At 70.8% G+C, this 20,441-nt stretch carries 22 protein-coding genes; 19 read left to right on the forward strand and 3 right to left on the reverse strand.

The window, feature by feature from the left end; genetic code table 11:
• Positions 1-74: 74 nt before the first annotated feature.
• A complete protein-coding gene (locus NGB36_RS19775) occupies positions 75-908 on the reverse strand; it encodes a peptidylprolyl isomerase (protein WP_255921666.1) in 834 nt (277 codons plus the stop codon).
• A gap of 172 nt (positions 909-1,080) precedes the next feature.
• On the opposite strand from NGB36_RS19775, the gene NGB36_RS19780 reads away from it, so the two are divergent.
• The 4 genes from NGB36_RS19780 (at position 1,081) to NGB36_RS19795 (ending at position 5,302) form a co-directional block, all read left to right on the forward strand.
• Positions 1,081-1,794: an MBL fold metallo-hydrolase gene (locus tag NGB36_RS19780; RefSeq protein WP_255921667.1), complete on the forward strand. Its 714-nt coding sequence runs from the start codon at positions 1,081-1,083 to the stop codon at positions 1,792-1,794.
• 11 nt (positions 1,795-1,805) lie between these two features.
• Positions 1,806-3,065 carry a histidine--tRNA ligase gene (hisS, locus tag NGB36_RS19785; protein WP_255921668.1) on the forward strand — a complete coding sequence of 420 codons (1,260 nt, stop codon included), beginning with the start codon at positions 1,806-1,808 and terminating at the stop codon, positions 3,063-3,065.
• Between the two features lie 188 nt (positions 3,066-3,253).
• Positions 3,254-3,901, forward strand: a complete 648-nt coding sequence (locus NGB36_RS19790; protein ID WP_255921696.1) for a vitamin K epoxide reductase family protein — start codon at positions 3,254-3,256, stop codon at positions 3,899-3,901.
• A 51-nt stretch (positions 3,902-3,952) separates the two neighbouring features.
• On the forward strand, positions 3,953-5,302 hold the full coding sequence (locus NGB36_RS19795; RefSeq protein ID WP_255921669.1) for a replication-associated recombination protein A: 1,350 nt from the start codon (positions 3,953-3,955) through the stop codon (positions 5,300-5,302).
• A 3-nt stretch (positions 5,303-5,305) separates the two neighbouring features.
• On the opposite strand, the gene NGB36_RS19800 is transcribed toward NGB36_RS19795, so the two are convergent.
• Positions 5,306-5,605, reverse strand: coding sequence for a YciI family protein (locus tag NGB36_RS19800; RefSeq protein ID WP_255921670.1), 300 nt, complete (start codon positions 5,603-5,605; stop codon positions 5,306-5,308).
• Between the two features lie 10 nt (positions 5,606-5,615).
• On the reverse strand, positions 5,616-6,368 hold the full coding sequence (locus tag NGB36_RS19805) for a DUF2470 domain-containing protein (protein WP_255921671.1): 753 nt from the start codon (positions 6,366-6,368) through the stop codon (positions 5,616-5,618).
• A 124-nt stretch (positions 6,369-6,492) separates the two neighbouring features.
• Between NGB36_RS19805 and rpsD the strand changes: the two genes are divergently transcribed.
• The 15 genes from rpsD to nusB all read left to right on the forward strand — a co-directional run bounded on the left by rpsD (position 6,493) and on the right by nusB (position 20,405).
• Entirely contained in the window at positions 6,493-7,104 is a 612-nt protein-coding gene (rpsD, locus tag NGB36_RS19810; RefSeq protein WP_255921672.1) for a 30S ribosomal protein S4, read from the forward strand.
• 235 nt (positions 7,105-7,339) lie between these two features.
• On the forward strand, positions 7,340-7,801 hold the full coding sequence (locus NGB36_RS19815) for a DUF948 domain-containing protein (RefSeq protein ID WP_255921673.1): 462 nt from the start codon (positions 7,340-7,342) through the stop codon (positions 7,799-7,801).
• Between the two features lie 6 nt (positions 7,802-7,807).
• Positions 7,808-8,098, forward strand: a complete 291-nt coding sequence (locus tag NGB36_RS19820; RefSeq protein ID WP_255921674.1) for a DUF6167 family protein — start codon at positions 7,808-7,810, stop codon at positions 8,096-8,098.
• The gene (gene alaS, locus NGB36_RS19825) at positions 8,098-10,767 is read left to right on the forward strand and encodes an alanine--tRNA ligase (protein WP_255921675.1); all 2,670 of its coding nucleotides are present in this window, start codon (positions 8,098-8,100) and stop codon (positions 10,765-10,767) included. Before NGB36_RS19820 ends, alaS begins: the two co-directional genes overlap by 1 nt.
• Positions 10,768-10,807: 40 nt before the next feature.
• Positions 10,808-11,272, forward strand: coding sequence for a Holliday junction resolvase RuvX (gene ruvX, locus NGB36_RS19830; RefSeq protein WP_255921676.1), 465 nt, complete (start codon positions 10,808-10,810; stop codon positions 11,270-11,272).
• Between the two features lie 96 nt (positions 11,273-11,368).
• Positions 11,369-12,943, forward strand: coding sequence for an endolytic transglycosylase MltG (mltG, locus tag NGB36_RS19835; RefSeq protein WP_255921677.1), 1,575 nt, complete (start codon positions 11,369-11,371; stop codon positions 12,941-12,943).
• A complete protein-coding gene (locus tag NGB36_RS19840; RefSeq protein ID WP_255921678.1) occupies positions 12,940-13,779 on the forward strand; it encodes a shikimate dehydrogenase in 840 nt (279 codons plus the stop codon). The genes mltG and NGB36_RS19840 overlap by 4 nt, the downstream gene beginning before the upstream one ends.
• A gap of 126 nt (positions 13,780-13,905) precedes the next feature.
• Complete coding sequence (aroC, locus tag NGB36_RS19845) at positions 13,906-15,090, forward strand: chorismate synthase (RefSeq protein WP_255921679.1); 1,185 nt, start codon at positions 13,906-13,908, stop codon at positions 15,088-15,090.
• A complete protein-coding gene (locus NGB36_RS19850) occupies positions 15,087-15,602 on the forward strand; it encodes a shikimate kinase (protein ID WP_255921680.1) in 516 nt (171 codons plus the stop codon). The genes aroC and NGB36_RS19850 overlap by 4 nt, the downstream gene beginning before the upstream one ends.
• Positions 15,599-16,771, forward strand: coding sequence for a 3-dehydroquinate synthase (gene aroB, locus NGB36_RS19855; RefSeq protein WP_255921681.1), 1,173 nt, complete (start codon positions 15,599-15,601; stop codon positions 16,769-16,771). The genes NGB36_RS19850 and aroB overlap by 4 nt, the downstream gene beginning before the upstream one ends.
• Entirely contained in the window at positions 16,768-17,205 is a 438-nt protein-coding gene (aroQ, locus tag NGB36_RS19860) for a type II 3-dehydroquinate dehydratase (RefSeq protein ID WP_255921682.1), read from the forward strand. The genes aroB and aroQ overlap by 4 nt, the downstream gene beginning before the upstream one ends.
• Before the next feature lie 28 nt (positions 17,206-17,233).
• Entirely contained in the window at positions 17,234-18,100 is an 867-nt protein-coding gene (locus NGB36_RS19865; RefSeq protein ID WP_255921683.1) for an AAA family ATPase, read from the forward strand.
• Between the two features lie 130 nt (positions 18,101-18,230).
• Positions 18,231-19,337 (forward strand): aminopeptidase P family protein, encoded by a 1,107-nt coding sequence (locus tag NGB36_RS19870; protein WP_255921684.1) that lies wholly within the window; start codon positions 18,231-18,233, stop codon positions 19,335-19,337.
• A 73-nt stretch (positions 19,338-19,410) separates the two neighbouring features.
• The gene (efp, locus tag NGB36_RS19875) at positions 19,411-19,977 is read left to right on the forward strand and encodes an elongation factor P (protein ID WP_255921685.1); all 567 of its coding nucleotides are present in this window, start codon (positions 19,411-19,413) and stop codon (positions 19,975-19,977) included.
• A gap of 2 nt (positions 19,978-19,979) precedes the next feature.
• Positions 19,980-20,405, forward strand: coding sequence for a transcription antitermination factor NusB (nusB, locus tag NGB36_RS19880; protein ID WP_255921686.1), 426 nt, complete (start codon positions 19,980-19,982; stop codon positions 20,403-20,405).
• The last annotated feature ends 36 nt before the right edge of the window (positions 20,406-20,441 follow it).

Consider the following 20,441-nt stretch of genomic DNA (forward strand, 5'->3'; position numbering starts at 1 on the left):
GGCGCAGGCACCCTATACAACGCCAACATAGGCGACCCGCGCCCCGGCTGTCCGCATCCAGCGCGATGAGAAGTTCAGGACCGGGTGACGGTCGCCTTGTTGATCACTACGGTGGCGTTGGGCGCGCCGTCGCCCTGACCGCTGGATTCACCCGCCGCGGCGATCTTCTGCAACACCTTCATCCCTGCGGGGCTGATCGTGCCGAACGGCGTGTAGCTGGGCGCGAGCGGGCTGTCCTTGTAGACGAGGAAGAACTGGCTGCCCCCGGTGTTCGGGCCGCTGTTCGCCATCGCCACCGTGCCCGCCGGGTAGGTGACCACGTCCTGGGCGTTCTTCTTGCCGAAGGCACCCAGGTTCTCGTCGGGGAGCTTGTAGCCCGGCCCGCCGGAGCCGGTGCCGGTCGGGTCACCGCACTGCAGCACGTAGATGCCCTGGGTGGTCAGCCGGTGGCACTTGGTGTGGTCGAAGAAGCCCTGCGCTGCGAGGAAGTCGAAGGAGTTCACGGTGTGCGGGGCCGCGGCGGCATCGAGCTTGAGGCTGATGTCGCCGCAGGTCGTCTGCAGGTCCATCGTGTAGTTCGCCTTGGTGTCGATGGTCATCGCGGGCGGCTGCTTCCACTGCTTGGTGCCGGGGGAGCCGGGCGCCGCCTTGGCGCACGGGTCGGGAGCCGTCGACGTGGGCGAGGCGGCGGTCGGCGTCGTGGAGGACGCGGCGGCGGCCGACGACTTCGTCCCGACGAGGCCCACGGAGGCGTAGGTGGCGGCCACCGCGGCCACCACGACGGCGACGACCGCACCGGCGATGATGCTGCGCCGCCGCGCCCTGGCACGCTGCTGCGCACGGCGCTGCTGCTGGCGTTCGTACTTCTCCCGAGCGAGCTGCCTTCTGCGCTGTTCCTTCGACACCACTTCAGCCGTCTCCTGTCGCTCTTCGACCCAAACGTTTCCGCTGACAGCGGATTCTCGCGCCCGTGACTCCCCACGACCACGACATCGCGGAACTTACTGGTTCGCGATTGCCGCCGCGCCGCCGGTAGGCTCTTGGACTGCCAAGACGCTGCGGACGACCTGAAGGACGATCGTGCTCATTGCCGGGTTCCCCGCCGGGGCCTGGGGGACCAACTGCTACGTGGTCGCCCCCGCCGCCGGTGAGGAGTGCGTGATCATCGACCCCGGGCACCAGGCTGCCCGCGGTGTCGAGGAGACCCTGGCCAAGCACCGGCTCAAGCCGGTGGCCGTCCTCCTCACCCACGGCCACATCGATCACCTGGCCTCCGTCGTCCCGGTGTGCGGCGCCCACGACGTGCCCGCGTGGATCCACCCCGAGGACCGCTACATGATGAGCGACCCGGAGAAGGCGCTGGGCATCTCCATAGGGCAGCCGCTCATGGGGGAGCTGACCATCGGCGAGCCGGACGACGTCAAGGAGCTGACCGACGGGGCAGGCCTGCACCTTGCCGGACTGGAGCTGACCGTGGCGCACGCCCCCGGACATACCAAGGGGTCGGTGACCTTCCGGCTGCCCGAGACGGGGGACGTCCCCACCGTGCTCTTCTCGGGCGACCTGCTGTTCGCCGGCTCCATCGGACGCACCGACCTGCCCGGCGGCTCCCACGCCGAGATCCTCGAATCGCTGGCCCGCGTGTGCCTGCCGCTCGAGGACTCGACCGTGGTGCTGTCCGGCCACGGCCCCCAGACCACCATCGGCCGCGAGCGCACCGCCAACCCGTTCCTTCGCGAGGTGGCGGCCGGCGGCCTCGGAGCCGGAACGACGGCTCCGCGACGAGGAATGTGACGACTGCTGTCTTGAGTACCTTCTCCGCCCCCAAGGGCACGTACGACCTGATCCCGCCGGACTCCGAGGCCTTTCTCGCGGTCCGTGAAGCCATCGCCGCGCCGCTGAGGCGCGCCGGGTACGGCTACATCGAGACGCCCGGCTTCGAGCACGTCGAGCTGTTCTCGCGAGGCGTCGGCGAGTCGACCGACATCGTCACCAAGGAGATGTACACCCTCACCACCAAGGGCGGTGACGAGCTCGCACTGCGCCCCGAGGGAACCGCCTCCGTACTGCGCGCGGCGCTGCAGGCGAACCTGCACCGCGGCGCGCTGCCAGTGAAGCTCTGGTACTCCGGCTCGTACTACCGCTACGAGCGCCCGCAGGCGGGGCGTTACCGCCACTTCTCGCAGGTGGGCGCCGAGGCGCTGGGCTCCGAGGACCCGGCGCTCGACGCCGAGCTGATCATCCTGGCCGTCGATGCCTACCGGTCCCTGGGCCTGCGGAACTTCCGGCTACTGCTCAACTCCCTCGGCGACAAGGAGTGCCGCCCGGTCTACCGGGCCGCGCTCCAGGACTTCCTGCGCGGTCTCGACCTCGACGAGGACACCCGCAGGAGGGTGGAGATCAACCCGCTGCGGGTCCTCGACGACAAGCGCGAGGCGGTGCAGAAGCAGCTGACTGGTGCCCCGATGATGCGCGACCACCTGTGCGAGGCGTGCAAGGAGTACCACGAGCAGGTGCGGGCGCTGCTCACCGCGGCAGGCGTGGAATTCGAGGATGACCCCAAGTTGGTGCGCGGCCTCGACTACTACACCCGCACCACCTTCGAGTTCGTCCATGACGGACTCGGATCGCAGTCGGCGATCGGCGGCGGCGGCCGCTACGACGGCCTGTCCGAGATGATCGGCGGGCCCGCGCTCCCGTCCGTGGGCTGGGCGCTCGGCGTCGACCGCACCGTGCTCGCGCTGCGCGCCGAGAACGTCGGGCTCGCAGCGGAATCCCGCACCGAGGTGTTCGCTGTGCCGCTCGGCGACGAGGCTCGCCGCGCTCTCTTCGGCGTTGTCACCGAGCTGCGCCGCGGCGGGATCGCGGCCGATTTCGCCTACGGCGGCAAGGGGCTGAAGAACGCGATGAAGTCGGCGAACCGGTCCGGTGCGCGGTACGCCGTGGTCGCCGGGGAGCGGGATCTCGCCGAGGGCGTCGTCCAGCTGAAGGACCTGCAGAGCGGCGAGCAGTCGCCGGTGCCGCTCGATGCGGTCGTCACCGAGGTGCGCGGGCGCCTGGCCTGAGGCCCTGGTCTGTGAGGAGCGACACCGTTCGCGGTCGCGGATGCACGGTCCGTCAACACCGGCCCCGCCCTGTACCGGCCGGACGCACCGGGGCCGGAGGCGGGGCGGCCTGGTGCACAATGAGCCCTGCAGCAGGTGTACCCGTATCCCAGGTGTATCCGCAGACCTAGCGAATGGCGGCAGAGGCGATGACCACATCGGCGCTGGACGAGGCCCGCATGCATGGATCGAGGCAGGAGCCGGAGGGCAGGGGCGGCATCGGCGCGAGCCGTGCGCTCGGTGTGCTGCTCGTGGTGTGCGGGCTGCTCGGCCTGATCGCCTCCTGGTACATCACCCTGGACGAGTTCCAGCTCTACAAGAACCCGAACTTCGTCCCGGCGTGCAGCATCAACCCGATCATCTCCTGCGGCAACATCATGAAGAGTGCCCAGGCGAAGGTCTTCGGCTTCCCCAACCCGATGATCGGGCTGGTCGCCTATCCCGTGCTGATGTGCGTCGGCATGGGGCTGCTGTCCGGGGCCCGCTTCCGCCGCTGGTTCTGGCTGGGGCTGCAGGCGGGCACGCTCTTCGGCGTCGGCTTTGTGACCTGGCTGCAGGACCAGTCGCTGTACTCGATCGGTTCGCTCTGCCCGTGGTGCATGCTCGCCTGGGCGGTCACCATCGCCGCGTTCTGGTACACCCTCGTGCACAACATCAAGCATGAGGTCATCCCGGTAGGGGGCGGTGTGCGCCGGGCCGTTGCCGAGTTCCACTGGGTGGTCCCGGTGGTCTGGTACGGCCTGCTGATCATGCTCATCCTCGTCCGCTGGTGGTCGTACTGGAGCACGCTCCTGTGACGGCCGGCCGCGCCGGCCGGACTGTCAGAGGCGTGCCATAGGCTTCCTCGCGTGGAGCCCGACCTGTTCACCGCCGCTGCCGAGGAACGCAACGAGAGGGAGCCGGCCAGTAGCCCGCTCGCCGTCCGGATGCGCCCACGCGTCCTCGACGAGGTGGTCGGCCAGCAGCACCTGCTCAAGCCGGGATCACCGCTGCGCCGCCTCGTCGGCGAGGGCAGCGGCGGCCCTGCCGGGCCTGCCTCGGTGATCCTTTGGGGCCCGCCCGGCACCGGCAAGACGACGCTCGCCCATGTCGTCAGCAGGGCCACGCAGCGCCGCTTCGTCGAGCTGTCGGCGATCACGGCGGGCGTCAAGGAGGTCCGCACGGTCATCGAGACGGCGAAGCGCGAATCCGGCGGTTACGGACGCGAGACGCTGCTCTTCCTCGACGAGATCCACCGCTTCAGCAAGGCCCAGCAGGACTCGCTGCTGCCGGCCGTCGAGAACCGCTGGGTCACGCTGATCGCCGCGACCACCGAGAATCCGTACTTCTCGATCATCTCGCCGCTGCTGTCGCGCTCCTTGCTGCTCACTTTGGAGGCGCTCACCGAGGACGATCTGCGCGGACTGCTGCACCGCGCCCTCGACGACGAGCGGGGGCTCGGCGGTGCCGTCGCCCTCCCCGAGGAGACCGAGGCTCACCTGCTGCGGATCGCCGGTGGCGATGCCCGGCGGGCGCTGACGGCGCTGGAGGCGGGCGCGGGCTCGGCGATCGCCAAGGGGGAGCCGCGGATCAGCCTGGAGACGCTGGAGGAGGCGGTCGACCGCGCGGCGGTGAAATACGACCGCGACGGCGACCAGCACTACGACGTGGCCAGCGCCCTGATCAAGTCGATCCGCGGCTCGGACGTGGACGCGGCCCTGCACTATCTGGCGCGCATGATCGAAGCGGGTGAGGACCCGCGGTTCATCGCCCGGCGGCTGATGATCTCGGCGAGCGAGGACATCGGGATGGCCGACCCGACGGCCCTGCAGACCGCCGTCGCCGCGGCCCAGGCGGTCGCGCTGATCGGCTTCCCCGAGGCTCGGATAGCCCTGTCCCAGGCGACGATCGCACTGGCACTCGCCCCCAAGTCCAATGCCGCGTACCTGGCGATCGACGCCGCCCTCGCCGACGTCCGCAAGGGGCTTGCGGGGCCGGTGCCGCCCCACCTGCGTGACAGCCACTACAAGGGCGCGAGCAAGCTAGGCCACGGCCAGGGGTATCAGTACCCGCACGACCTGCCCGGCGCGATCGCCGCCCAGCAGTACGCCCCGGACGAGGTGCACGGCAAGCGCTACTACGAGCCCACGCGCTACGGCGCGGAGGCCCGCTACGCCGACGTGCTCGACCGTGTCCGGGGCCGTCTGTCAGGGGAGTGACCCTTAGGCGGGCGGCTGCTCGCGGTACTGCTCGAGACCCTGCGCGGTCTGGGTGGGGACGAACTCCGTGATCCGGTATTCGCACACGTCGGCCGTGACGAAGGGGTCGGTCGCCGCCACGGCCTCGATCGTCGCCCGGTCCGGCGCCACGGCGAGCATGATCCCGCCGTCGCGCGGCACCTTGCGGCCGGAGGCCAGGAAGTATCCGGCCGCGTACTGCTTCTCCAGCCAGGCGATGTGGTCCGGGAGCGCGGCTTCGACGCGCTCGATGGGCGCGGTGTAGGTCACTTCGAGAACGAACATGATCCGCACTCTATGCGCCGGGCTGTTCCTCGGCCGCCTCACGTGCCGCGTCGAAGAGCGAGAGCATAGCCTGACGCAGTCCGCCGACGTCGCCCACCGGGCGGGGGAAGTCGAAGCGCGCATCGAATGCCCCCTCACGGCCGGTGAACCGCAACCGCAGTCCGAAGCGGTCGAGCGCCAGCGGCACCGGTCGGCGCCCGGCTGCGCACCGTCGGCCGCCGTCGCACGCCCCGGCGAGCGCGCCGAGCCATCCGAGATGCTCCTCGTGGCAGGCCGCGAGATGCTGCAGAAGCTCCGCCTCCTGCCGCGCCAACGGGTCGGGCGCGGCGGCCGCGAACTCCTCGGGCCCGAGCTGCTCGGCGCCCCACAGATCGTCCACACTCGCCTCGCCGACCTCCAGCCGCAGCCACTCCGGTCGCCCGCGCGGGTGTGCCGGGGTCAGCCATCCCGCGACCCAGGCGCGGCCTCGGATGCGGTGCGGTACGGCGACCGGCGCGACATCCGAGAGCTCCAGCACGGCCGCCACGTCGTCCGCCTCCGGGGTCCCCCATGCCACGGGCCCGGGGCGCGTCGCGGCACGGACGGCGGGGGAGTCGGGCGTGAAGCGCAGCAGGAGATCGCCGCCGTCGTCGACGACGCGCTCGTCGGGGATCAGTCCGGGCGCGGCCGCGCCGTACTCGTGCCCGTAGAGGCCGGGAATGGCCAGCACGGCTGACGAGTTACCCTCGACGAGAGTTCGCACGCGCTCGGCTGCCGATGGCATCCGAGCCGTTTTTTCGCCGACGGGACGCGGCTGACCACGCTCTTGCATGGGGTTCCCGGGTCGAAACATGCGATCTCCTTCGATAAGGTAAGGCTAACCTAACGTACATGGAGGTCTGGACAACGTGAACCAGTCGCGTCCCAAGGTCAAGAAGTCGCGCGCCCTCGGCATCGCGCTCACCCCGAAGGCCGTCAAGTACTTCGAGTCCCGCCCGTATCCACCGGGCGAGCACGGCCGCGGCCGCAAGCAGAACAGCGACTACAAGGTCAGGCTGCTCGAAAAGCAGCGCCTGCGCGCGCAGTACGACATCAGCGAGACGCAGATGCGCCGGGCGTACGACCGCGCCCGCAAGGTCGAGGGCAAGACCGGCGACGCGCTGATCGTCGAACTCGAACGCCGACTGGACGCCCTCGTGCTGCGCGCCGGTTTCGCCCGCACGATTTACCAGGCCCGGCAGATGGTCGTGCACGGCCACATCGAGGTCAACGGCCGCAAGGTCGACAGGCCCTCCTTCCGGGTGCGCCCCGACGACGTGGTGACGGTCCGCGAGCGCTCCCGCGACAAGACCCCGTTCCAGGTCGCGCGCGAGGGCGGCTGGGCGGGCGACGGCGAGGCGCCGAAGTACCTCCAGGTCAACCTGCAGGCACTCGCCTTCCGCCTGGACCGCGAGCCCAACCGCCGGGAGATCCCGGTGATCTGCGAGGAGCAGCTCGTCGTCGAGTACTACGCCCGCTGATCCGGCCCGCTGATCCGGCGTCGCGCGTCCGCCTCGCCACAGGCCCGTCTCTGCCGCTAATACGGTGCGAAGACCGATGTCCGGCGCGATAAGGTCGGTACCTGCCGCCCGCACACGCCGGACCGTGCCCGGCGTGACCACCGGACCCGCATCTGATCCAGGTCCCGCCGTGCCATCCGGGCCCATCCGGCCCCGGGCGGACGCCGACCGACGTGAAGCGAAGGAGCGCGCAGCTGTGTCCGGTGGAGAGGTGGCCGGCCTGATCGTGGCCGTCTTCTGGGCGATCCTGGTGTCCTTCCTGGCCGTGGTGCTGGTCAGACTGGCCCAGACGCTCAAGCAGACCACCAAGCTTGTTGCGGGCGTGACCGAGCAGGCCGTACCCCTGCTAGGCGAGGCCACTGCGGCGGTGCGCTCCGCCCACACCCAGCTCGACCGCGTGGACACCATCACCGCCGACGTCCAGGAGGTCACCGCCAACGCCTCGGCGCTCTCCTCCACCGTCGCCTCCACCCTCGGCGGCCCGCTGGTCAAGGTCGCAGCCTTCGGCTACGGGGTGCGCCGGGCGGTCGGCAAACAGGCCGAGGAGGGCCTGCCGGGCAAGCGGCGGACCGGTCGCGCCGGGCGCCGCACCGTCATCGTCGGCAAGAGCCTGCCCGCCGCCCGCCGGGGCGGCCGCAGCACCCGAGGGAAGGGCTGACACGAGATGTTCCGCCGCCTGTTCTGGTTCGCCGCCGGTATCACCGCCGGAGTATGGGCGACCATGAAGGTGAACCGTGCCGCGCGCCGCCTGACCCCCGACAGCCTCGCCGCGACCGCCGCGGACCGCGCCATCGAAATCGGCGGCAGGGCGCGGCAGTTCGCCCACGACGTGCGTGAGGGCATGAACCGTCGCGAACTCGAACTCAATGACGCACTGGGCCTCGCCGAGGCCCCGGAAGCAGAACTCCCCGGGCAGCGCTCGGAGATCGTGTACAAGCAGAAAGAGGGCCACTGATGGAGTCGGCAGAAATCCGCAGTCGCTGGCTGCGCTTCTTCGAGGAGCGCGGGCACACGGTTGTGCCGTCGGCGTCGCTCATCGCCGACGACCCGACCCTGCTGCTGGTGAACGCGGGCATGGTCCCCTTCAAGCCGTACTTCCTGGGTGAGACGGCCCCCCCGTACAAGCGCGCCACGAGTGTGCAGAAGTGCGTGCGCACCCCGGACATCGAAGAGGTCGGCAAGACCACCCGGCACGGCACGTTCTTCCAGATGTGCGGCAACTTCTCCTTCGGCGACTACTTCAAGGAAGGCGCCATCAAGCTCGCCTGGGAGCTGCTGACCACGCCCCAGGACCAGGGCGGCTACGGCCTGGAGCCTTCGAGGCTGTGGATCACGGTCTATGAGAAGGACGACGAGGCCGAGCGCATCTGGCGTGATGTGATCGGCGTCCCGGCCGAGCGGATCCAGCGCCTGGGCATGGGCCCGAACTTCTGGTCGATGGGCGTGCCTGGGCCGTGCGGCCCGTGCTCGGAGATCAACTACGACCGCGGGCCCGAGTTCGGCGCCGAGGGTGGCCCGGCCGTCAACGACGAGCGCTATGTGGAGATCTGGAACCTGGTCTTCATGCAGTACGAGCGCGGTCCCGGCTCGGGCAAGGAGGACTTCGAGATCCTGGGCGATCTTCCCGCCAAGAACATCGACACCGGTCTCGGCCTGGAACGCCTGGCGATGATCCTGCAGGGCGTGCAGAACATGTTCGAGATCGACACCTCGCGCATGGTCATCGACAAGGCCACCGAGCTGACCGGCGTGCGCTACGGCGCCGACCACACCTCGGACGTCTCGCTGCGCGTGGTCGCCGACCACATCCGCACCGCCGTGATGCTCATCGGCGACGGAGTGACCCCAGGCAACGAAGGGCGTGGCTATGTGCTGCGCCGCATCATGCGCCGGGCGATCCGCAACATGCGGCTGCTGGGTGCCACCGAGTCGACCGTCGGCGAGCTGGTCGACACCGTGATCAAGGCGATGGGCCCGCAGTACCCGGAGCTGGTGGAGGACCGCAAGCGCATCGAGACGGTGGCGCTGGCCGAGGAGAGCGCCTTCCTCAAGACGCTCAAGGCCGGCACCAACATCCTCGATGCCGCCGTCAGCGACACCAAGGCCACCGGCGGCACCGTCCTGGCGGGGGAGAAGGCCTTCCTCCTCCACGACACCTGGGGCTTTCCCATCGACCTCACCCTGGAGATGGCCGCCGAGCAGGGCCTTTCGGTGGATGAGGAGGGCTTCCGCCGCCTGATGAAGGAGCAGCGGGAGCGCGCCAAGGCCGACGCCAAGGCGAAGAAGACCGGCCACGCCGACCTGTCGGCCTACCGCCAGGTCGCCGACACCTCCGGCGCCACGACCTTCACCGGCTACACCGACCACGAGGGCGAAGCCACCGTGGTCGGGCTGCTGGTCGACGGCGTGCCGTCGCCGGCCGCCTCGGAGGGCGACGACGTCGAGGTGGTGCTGGACCGCACCCCGTTCTACGCCGAGGGCGGCGGCCAGCTCGCCGACACCGGCCGGATCCGCACCGAGTCCGGTGCCGTGGTCGAGGTGCGCGACGTGCAGCAGCCGGTGCCGGGGGTGAGCGTCCACAAGGGCGTGGTGCAGGTCGGCGAGGTCACCGTCGGGGCCGGCGCCCACGCCGCGATCGACGTCACCCGGCGCCGGGCCATCGCCCGCGCCCACTCCGCAACCCACCTGACCCACCAGGCGCTGCGGGACGCCCTCGGGCCGACCGCCGCCCAGGCGGGGTCGGAGAACTCCCCCGGCCGTTTCCGCTTCGACTTCGGCTCGCCGACCGCCGTTCCCGGCTCGGTGCTGAACGATGTCGAGCAGAAGATCAACGAGGTGCTCGCCCGTGAACTCGACGTCACCGCCGAGGTGATGTCGATGGCCGAGGCGAAGAAGCAGGGCGCCATCGCCGAGTTCGGCGAGAAATACGGCGACCGGGTGCGTGTGGTGACCATCGGCGACTTCTCCAAGGAGCTGTGCGGGGGCACGCACGTGCACAACACCGCCCAGCTCGGCCTGGTCAAGCTGCTCGGCGAGTCGTCGATCGGCTCCGGCGTGCGCCGGGTGGAGGCGCTGGTGGGCGTGGACGCCTACAACTTCCTTGCCCGCGAGCACACCGTCGTCGCTCAGCTCACCGATCTGCTCAAGGGCCGTCCGGAGGAACTCCCGGAGCGCATCTCCGGGATGCTGTCCAAGCTGAAGGACGCCGAGAAGGAGATCGAGCGGTTCCGCGCCGAGAAGGTGCTGCAGGCCGCCGCGGGGCTCGCTCAGGCTGCCCAGGACGTGAACGGCATCGCCCTGGTCACCGGGAAGGTCCCGGACGGCACCGGCGCCGACGACCTGCGCAGGCTCGTCCTCGATGTGCGTCAGCGCATCACTGGCGGCCGCCCGGCCGTCGTCGCCCTGTTCACCGTGGCCGGCGGCCGCCCGCTCACCGTCATCGCCACCAACGAGGCCGCCCGCGAGCGCGGCATCAAGGCCGGCGAGCTGGTCCGTACCGCCGCCAAGACCCTCGGCGGCGGCGGAGGCGGCAAGGACGACGTCGCCCAGGGCGGTGGCAGCAACCCCGCCGCCGTCGACGAGGCCGTCCAGGCCGTCCACCGCCTCGTAGCCGAGAAGGCCTGACGAGAAGGTCTGGCGAGAAGCAGGAGCAGGAGCGGAGACGATGCGACGCGGCAGGCGGATCGCCATCGACGTCGGAGAGGCCCGGATCGGGGTCGCATCCTGCGACCCCGACGGGCTCATCGCCACCCCCGTCGAGACGGTTCCCGGGCGGGACGTCCCGGCGGCCCGCCGCCGCATCAAGGCGATCGTCGAGGAGTACGAGCCGATCGAGGTCGTCGTCGGACTGCCGCGTTCGCTCAGCGGCAGGGAAGGTCCGGCGGCAGCCAAGGCCCGGGCCTTCGCCCAGGATGTAGCGAAGGTCATCGCACCGGTCCCGGTCCGGCTGGTCGACGAGCGGATGAGCACCGTCACCGCCGCCCAGGGGCTGCGCGCCTCCGGTGTGAAGGCCAAGAAGGGCCGTTCCGTCGTCGACCAGGCGGCGGCCGTGGTGATCCTGCAGAGCGCGCTCGAATCCGAACGCACCTCGGGCAGAGCGCCCGGCGAGGGCGTCGAAGTGGTCATCTGATCGCGATACGGTAACGTTCCGCGCCGAAGCGGCGGGCTTCCTCAGCCGCGCCACAAGCGCCGGCAAGAGCCGCCTCGCGTAACCAGGAGACGACCCATGAGCGACTACGGCCAAGGGCCGGCTCCACGACCGTGGCATCCGGACGACCCGCTCTACGGGGATCCGTACGGCAGCTACGACGGCACCTACGCCTCCCACGACCCCTACGCGGACGGCGCACCGCAGTACCCGCAGCAGGCGCCCCAACAGCAGTACGGCCCGCAGCAGTACGGCCCGCAGCAGTACGGCCCGCAGCAGTACGGCCAGTACCCGCAGCAGCCGCACATACCGCAGCAGCCCCAGTGGGACACCCAACCCCAGCCACAGGTCCAGGCCTACGGCGGCTGGGAGACGGCACAGGCGGGCCAGGCCGGATACGTCACGCCCCCCGCCGATCCGTACGGCAGCCCCGCGCACCCCTACCGGCCGTCCGGCTATGCACCGCAGCCGGCCCCCGGCCAAACGGCCGAGTGGCACGCCCCTGTCGACGAGCCCGGGCCGTTCGACGAGCCGGACGAGCCCGAGACGCACCCCTTCTTCACCGACGCCCCCGGCAGCGACGACTACGACGACGACCCGGACGGGAAGCGCCCGGGCAAGAAGAAACGTCGTAGCGGCTGCGCCGTCCTGCTCGCCTTCGTCGTGCTCGGCGGCGTCATAGGGGGCGGTGGCTATGTCGGCTACCGCTACTACGAGAACCACATCGCCGCCGCGCCCGACTACGTGGGCGGTGGCATGGGCAGCGTCACCGTCGATGTCCCGAACGGCGCGACACTGGCCCAGATCGGCAACATCCTCAAGCAGAACGGCGTCGTCAAGAGCGTCGAGGCCTTCACCGCCGCCGCTGCCGGCACCAGCATCCAGGGCGGCAGCTACACCCTGCACCGGCAGATGTCCGCCGCCTCCGCGGTCGCCCTGATGACCAACGGCTCGGCCCAGAACGCCCTGGTCATCCCCGAGGGCTGGCGCGCCACCCAGGTCTACGCCGCGCTCGACACGTACCTCGGCCTTGCACCCGGGACCTCCGCCGCGGCCGCGAAGAGCGCCAACCTCGGGCTGCCCTCGTATGCGGGCGGCAATCCGGAAGGCTTCCTCTACCCGAGCCGCTACAGCATCGGAAAGAGCACAAAACCGGCCGACGCGCTCACCCAGATGGTCAGCCAGGCGCAGTCCGAGTTCGCCTCGGACAACCTGCAGGCGCAGGCCCAGGCGGTCGGGAAGAGCCCTTACGAGATCATCGTCATCGCCAGCCTCATCCAGGCCGAGGCACAGCAGCCCCAGGACTTCGGCAAGGTCTCCAGGGTCATCTACAACCGGCTCCAGCAGCAGATGGCGCTCGGTTTCGACTCGACGATCAACTACGCCAAGGGCCGTTCGACGCTGCACACCACGACGGCGGACACTCAGTACCCGTCCCCGTACAACACTTACCTCCACAAGGGCCTGCCCCCCGGGCCGATAGACAACCCCGGTCACCAGGCCATCGAAGCGGCGCTCAACCCGACGGCGGGCAACTGGCTGTACTTCGTCACCGTCAAGCCCGGTGACACCCGCTTCACGGACAGCGCTGCCGTACAGCAGCAGAACGTCGAGGCGTTCAACCAGTACCAGCAGGAGCACGGCGGCCAATGAGTCTTATCGTCCGGCGGGCGGCGGTCCTCGGGTCGCCGATCGCGCATTCGCTGTCACCGGTTCTGCACCGGGCCGCCTACGCGGCGCTCGGCCTTCAGGGGTGGGAGTACGGCCGGTACGAGGTCGACGAGGAAGGGCTGCCCGGGTTCGTCGAGAAGATCGCGGCCGATCCGGTGCCCTGGGCGGGTCTGTCGCTGACGATGCCGCTGAAGCGCGCGGTGATCCCGCTGCTGGACGAGCTCACCCCGACCGCCGCGTCGGTCGAGGCCGTCAACACCGTCGTCTTCACCGGCGACGGCCGACGCACCGGCGACAACACCGACATCCCCGGCATGGTGGCAGCGCTGCGCGAGCGCGGTGTCTCCCGGGTGGAGTCGGCGGCGGTACTCGGGGCCGGCGCGACCGCCTCGTCGGCGGTGGCCGCGCTCGCGCAGATCTGCACCGGCGAGGTGACGGCGTATGTGCGCAGCGAGGCCCGGGCGGCCGAGATGCGGCAGTGGGGGGAGCGGCTCGGGGTGGTGGTCCGGACCGCGCCGTGGTCCGAGGCGGCCCGTGCGCTTGCCGCGCCGCTGGTGATCGCGACGACGCCGGCCGGCACCACCGATGCATTGGCGGATGCGGTGCCCGAGCGGCCGGGCGCCCTCTTCGACGTTCTGTACGAGCCGTGGCCGACGCCGCTGGCGGCGGCATGGGCGGCGCGCGGCGGCGCCGTCGTCGGCGGACTGGACCTACTGGTCCACCAGGCGGTGCTGCAGGTGGAACTGATGACCGGCCGCAGCCCCGCGCCGCGGGAGGCGATGCGCACGGCGGGCGAGGCGGCCCTCGCCGCCCGCTGATCCGCCGCCGACCCGGCATACCGCCCTGTGGACACGTTCCCGTCCCGCGGCCGTGGCATGGGAAGATCGGACAAGGAACGTCTGGCGGGCGCGTGACGGGCGCCCGGGAAAAGATGGGGAGCACCGTTGAGCAGGTTGCGTTGGCTGACGGCGGGCGAGTCGCACGGCCCGGCCCTGGTGGCGACCCTGGAGGGATTGCCTGCCGGAGTGCCGGTGACCACGGAGATGGTGGCGGACGCGCTTGCACGGCGGCGGCTGGGGTACGGCCGGGGCGCCCGGATGAAGTTCGAGCGGGACGAGGTCACCTTCCTCGGCGGGGTGCGGCACGGGCTGACCCTCGGCTCTCCGGTGGCGGTCATGGTGGGGAACACCGAGTGGCCGAAGTGGGAGAAGGTGATGGCGGCCGATCCGGTGGATCCGGCCGAGCTGGCGGAACTGGCGCGCAACGCCCCGCTGACCCGGCCGCGGCCGGGTCACGCGGATCTGGCGGGAATGCAGAAGTACGGCTTCGACGAGGCGCGGCCGGTGCTGGAGCGGGCCTCGGCGCGTGAGACGGCGGCCCGGGTGGCGCTGGGCGTGGTCGCGCGTTCGTACCTGAAGGAGACGTGCGGGATCGAGATCGTCTCGCATGTGGTGGAGCTGGGCGCGGCGAGGGCGCCGTACGGGGTGTACCCGGCCCCGGGCGATGTCGGGCGGCTCGACGCTGACCCGGTGCGGTGCCTGGATGCGACGGCGAGTGCGGCGATGGTCGCCGAGATCGACCAGGCGCACAAGGACGGTGACACGCTCGGCGGTGTGGTCGAGGTGCTGGCGTACGGGGTGCCGGTGGGTCTTGGCTCGCATGTGCACTGGGACCGCAGGCTGGATGCGCGTCTTGCGGGTGCGCTGATGGGCATTCAAGCGATCAAGGGCGTCGAGGTGGGTGACGGCTTCGAGCTGGCTCGGGTGCCGGGTTCGAAGGCGCACGACGAGATCGTTACGGGGCAGGGAGGCATCCGGCGGGCGTCGGGCCGTTCCGGTGGCACGGAGGGCGGCCTGTCGACGGGTGAGCTGCTGCGGGTGCGGGCAGCGATGAAGCCGATCGCCACGGTGCCGCGGGCGCTGGCCACGGTGGATGTCGCCACGGGTGAGCCGGCGCAGGCCCATCACCAGCGCTCGGACGTGTGTGCGGTGCCGGCGGCTGGGATCGTCGCGGAGGCGATGGTGGCGCTGGTGCTGGCGGACGCGGTGGCGGAGAAGTTCGGCGGCGACAGCGTGGCCGAGACCCGCCGCAATGTGCAGGGTTTCCTCGACAACCTGGCGATCCGATGAGCGGGCCGAAGGTCATTCTGGTGGGGCCGCCTGGCGCGGGGAAGTCCACCGTGGGGCAGGTGCTCGCCGAGCGGCTGGGTACCGGGTTCCGTGACACGGACGCGGACATCGTGGCGGCGCAGGGGCGCGCGATTTCGGACATCTTCGTCGAGGACGGCGAGGAGTACTTCCGTGCGCTGGAGCGGGCTGCGGTCGCAGAGGCGCTTCGGTCGCATCCGGGTGTGCTGGCGCTGGGCGGCGGTTCCGTCCTGGACACCGGGACGCGTGAGGCTCTCGCCGGGCTGCCGGTGGTCTTCCTGGACGTAGGTCTGAAGGATGCGGTGCACCGCGTCGGCCTGGACGCCGCCCGGCCTCTGCTCGCGGTCAATCCGCGTGCCCGGTGGCGGGAGTTGATGGAGGCCCGGCGCCCGCTGTACACGGAGGTCGCGGCTGCCGTGGTGCTCACCGACGGCCGCAGCCCGCAGGACGTGGCCGAGGAGATCCTGGACGTACTGGAGTTGAAGAAGGCATGAGCGCAGGTCCCATCCGCATCCCGGTCGGCGGCACCGCGGGCACGTCCCCGTACGAGGTGCTGGTCGGGCGGCAGTTGCTCGGCGAGCTGCCCGGCCTGATCGGCCGTGCTGCCCGCCCGTCTCCCACCACCGCCCTCAACCGAGGCGCTGCGCGACACAGCGGTGTTCAGCGCGTTGCGGTGTTGCATCCCGAGGCGCTGGCCTCGACCGGTGAGGCGATCCGGGCCGATCTGGCCGAGCAGGGCTATGAGGCGATCGCGGTGCAGCTGCCCAACGCCGAGGAGGCCAAGACGGCCGAGGTGGCGGCGTACTGCTGGAGCGTGCTGGGGCAGACGGGATTCACCCGCACCGATGTGATCGTCGGCGTCGGCGGCGGTGCGACCACCGACCTGGCCGGCTTCGTCGCGGCGACCTGGCTGCGCGGGGTGCGCTGGATCGCGGTGCCGACCACGATCCTGGCCATGGTCGATGCGGCGGTCGGCGGGAAGACGGGGATCAACACCGCCGAGGGGAAGAACCTGGTGGGCGCCTTCCACCCTCCTGCCGGCGTGTTGTGCGATCTGGCCTGCCTGGACTCCCTGCCGGCCCACGACTACGTCTCCGGCCTGGCCGAGATCATCAAGGCCGGGTTCATCTCCGACCCGGTGATCCTCGACCTTATCGAGGCCGATCCGCAGGGTGCGTGCACGCCTGCCGGCCCGCATACCGCCGAGCTGGTGGAGCGCTCGATCCGGGTGAAGGCCGAGGTGGTCTCGCAGGATCTGAAGGAGTCGGGGCTGCGGGAGATCCTCAACTACGGCCATACGCTGGCGCATGCGATCGAGAAGAACGAGCGCTACACCTGGCGCCACGGCGCCGCGGTCTCCGTCGGCATGGTCTTCGCCGCCGAACTCGGCCGCATGGCGGGCCGGTTGGATGATGCGACCGCGGACCGGCACCGCACGGTGCTGGCCGCCGTCGGCCTGCCGCTCACCTACCGTGGCGACCAGTGGCCGCGGCTGCTGGAGACGATGAAGGTCGACAAGAAGTCGCGCGGCGACCGGCTGCGCTTCATCGTCCTCGACGGCCTCGCCAAGCCCACGGTGCTGGAGAGCCCCGACCCGGCGGTGCTCGCCGCCGCCTACGCGGAGGTCGCCGCGGGCGGAGAAGCGAACGGAGGAGCACTGTGAGCCGCGTCCTGGTGCTCAACGGGCCGAACCTCGGGCGCCTCGGCAGCAGGGAGCCCGACGTCTACGGCGCCACCTCCTACGCAGGACTCGTCGAGCAGTGCACCGAGCTGGGCAAGGAGCTCGGCCTGGAGGTCGAGGTGCGGGAGACCAACGACGAAGGGGAGATGATCCGCTGGCTGCACGAGGCGGCCGACGGATCGATCCCCGTCGTGCTCAACCCGGGTGCGTTCACGCACTATTCGTACGCGATGCGGGACGCCGCCGCCCAGCGCACCGCCCCTCTCATCGAGGTGCACATCTCCAACCCCTACGCCCGTGAGGAGTTCCGCCACACCTCGGTCGTCGCTGCCGTCGCGACCGGCACCATCGCGGGCTTCGGCATCGGCTCGTACCGCCTCGCGCTGCGCGCCCTGGCCGATCAGCTCACTGCATAACCAGCGACACGAGACGGAGCAGCCCGACATGCAGCATGCTGGGGGGATGCCGCTGACACCGCCTCACGGGCCGCTGCGAGGGCGTGCCGACGGCTGGATCCCGCCGTCGCCGCAGCACGGGCCAGGGCCGCTGCAGCCGCCGCCCGCCGGACCGCCTGCACATCCCGGGCCGCCCGGGCCGTCATCCGGCTCGGTGCCACCCGCCGCCCCCGGCTGGCCCGGCACCACCGGCCCCGTACCGGCAACTCCCGCCCCGGCCACCGGACAGTTCCCGCTGCCCCCCGCCTCACCCGTCCCCGTGCCGCCCGCGCCCGCCGCACAGATGCCCTCCGGACCGGTGCACACCTCGGTCGCGGTCCTGCTCATCGGGCCGGCCGGAGCGGGCAAGACCACCATTGCCCGGCACTGGGCGGACCACCGTTCCGTGCCGACCGCGCACATCAGCCTGGACGACGTCCGCGAGTGGGTGCGCTCCGGTTTCGCCAATCCCCAGTCCGGCTGGAACGAGAGCTCCGAGGCCCAGTACCGGCTCGCCCGGCGCACCTGTGGCTTCTCCGCCCGTAACTTCCTCGCCAACGGCATCTCGTGCATCATCGACGACGCCGTCTTCCCCGACCGGCCCGTCGTCGGCCTCGGCGGCTGGAAGCGCCATGTCGGCCCGGAACTGCTGCCCGTCGTGCTCCTGCCCGGCCTGGAGATCGTGCTGGCCCGCAATGCGGAGCGCACCGGCCATCGCCGCCTGTCCGACGAGGAGGTCGCCCGCATACACGGCCGCATGGCCGGCTGGTACGGATCGGGGCTTCCCATCATCGACAACTCCCAACTGGACGTGGCGGCCGCCGCCGAGGCGCTCGACCAGGTGATCCGCACCAGCCTGAGCCGCACCGGCCGGTGAGCGGCGGGAGGTGAGCGGCGGGAGGTGAGCGGCGGGAGGTGAGCGGCGCACGGATGCGGGGCCGGATGCATTCTTCCCGTCCGGACGCGCTGGAACGGCCGCGCGCGGCCGTGACGCGTACGCTCGGTGCATGTCCGACGTGCACGCTTCCCGTCGGATGCGCCTGCGGGACCGGTGCATCGTGTCCGGGACAGCCGCGGCCCTGGTGTCGAGCCCGGCGAACGTCCGCTACCTGACCGGGTGGTCGCCGCCCGGCGCGGTACTGCTGCTCGCCCCGGCGGAGGACGTCATCGTCCACTGCCCGCGCACCCCGGGCGAACCGGCAGAGGGCCAGCCGCCAGAGGACATCCGCTGCGTCATGCTCTCGTCCGCGGCCGGTGACGCCGTCGTGGCCGCCGCCGGCCTCTTTCCGGGACTCGGCGCCGACAGCCTCGCCGTGGAGGAGCACCACCTGACCGTGGCGAGGCACCGGGCCGTCGCCTCGGCTGTGCCCGGCCTGCGCCTGACCGACCTCGGACAGGCCGTCGAGCAGCTGCGGCTGGTCAAGGACGAGGACGAGATCGCCTGCCTGCGGATCGCCGCCGAGATCACCGACCAGGCGCTCGGCGAGCTGCTGGAGTCGATCCTCGTCGGCCGCACCGAACGGCACCTCGCCCTGGAACTGGAGCGCCGTCTGGTCGACCACGGCGCCGACGGCCCCGCCTTCCCCACCTACGTCGGCACCGGCCCGCACTCGGGCGCCCCACGTCATGTCCCCACCGACCGGCGGGTCGAGGAGGGCGACTTCCTCTCCGTCTGCCTCGGCGCGTGCTATCGCGGCTATCGCTGCGAGGTGGGGCGCACCTTCGTCATCGGCACCGCGCCCGCCGCCTGGCAGGTCGAGCTGTATGATCTTGTCTTCGCCGCACAGCGGGCCGGACGTGAGGCGCTGCTGCCGGGCACAGCCTGCCGGGACGTGGACCGCGCGGCCCGCCAGGTGATCCAGGCGGCCGGGCACGGCGAGGCGCTCGCACCGTGGACGGGCCACGGCGTGGGACTCGAAATCGATGAGGACCCTCGGATCACGCCCTCCGCCATGGGTAAACTGGACGCTTGTGTGCCGGTCACCGTCGAGCCGGGGGTCCATTTCCCGGGCCGGGGCGGCGTCCGGATCGACGACACACTCGTCGTACGCCCCACGGCGGACGGCGGGCCCGAGCTACTCACCATCACGACCAAGGAACTGCTCGCCCTGTAGCGCTCGCCCCGCGGCGCCGGCGTCGGCGGGTGTCCCTGGTCCCGATGCAGCACTTTCAGGAGATTCCGCGACCGTGGCCACCACGAACGACCTCAAGAACGGCCTGGTGCTCAAGCTCGAAGGCGGCCAGCTCTGGTCCGTCGTCGAGTTCCAGCACGTCAAGCCCGGCAAGGGCCCTGCTTTCGTCCGCACCAAGCTGAAGAACGTGCTCTCCGGCAAGGTGGTCGACAAGACCTTCAACGCCGGTGTGAAGGTCGAGACGGCCAACGTCGACAAGCGCGGCATGCAGTTCTCGTACAAGGACGGCGAGAGCTTCGTGTTCATGGACATGGAGACCTACGACCAGATCCACATCAGCCCGGATGTGGTCGGCGATGCCGCCCACTTCCTGCTGGAGGGCTTCGACGCCGTGGTGGCGATGTACGAGGGCAACCCGCTCTACGTCGAGCTCCCCGCCGCCGTCGAGCTCGTCGTCGAGTACACCGAGCCCGGCGTCCAGGGCGACCGCTCCACCGGCGGCACCAAGCCGGCCCGTCTGGAGACCGGCTACGAGATCGGCGTCCCGCTCTTCATCACCACCGGGGAGAAGATCAAGGTCGACACCCGCTCGGGTGAATATCTCGGCCGGGTGAACAGCTAACCGTGGCTGCCCGCACCAAGGCCCGCAAACGGGCCTTCCAGATCCTTTTCGAGGCGGACCAGCGCGACGCCGCGCCCAAGACCGTCATGGCGGACTGGATCCGACTCGGGCGGACCGACGACCGGCAGCCGCCGGTCACCGAGTACACGATGCAGCTCGTCGAGGGGTACGAGGCGAATGCCGCCCGCATCGACGAGCTCATCTCCACCTACGCGGTCGGCTGGACGCTCGACCGGATGCCGGCGGTCGACCGCAATGTCCTCCGGCTCGGCGTGTACGAGCTGATCTGGGAGGACGACACGCCTGACGCGGTCGTGCTCGACGAGGCCGTGCAGCTCGCCAAGGAGTTCTCCACCGACGAGTCCCCGGCGTTCGTCAACGGGCTGCTCGCACGGCTGATGCAGCTCAAACCGACGCTGCGCCGCTAGCAGATGCACAAACCGCCGGGGGTGGGGGGGGGGGGG

The sequence above is a fragment of the Streptomyces humicola genome, from assembly GCF_024436035.1.
Lineage (GTDB): Bacteria > Actinomycetota > Actinomycetes > Streptomycetales > Streptomycetaceae > Streptantibioticus_B > Streptantibioticus_B humicola.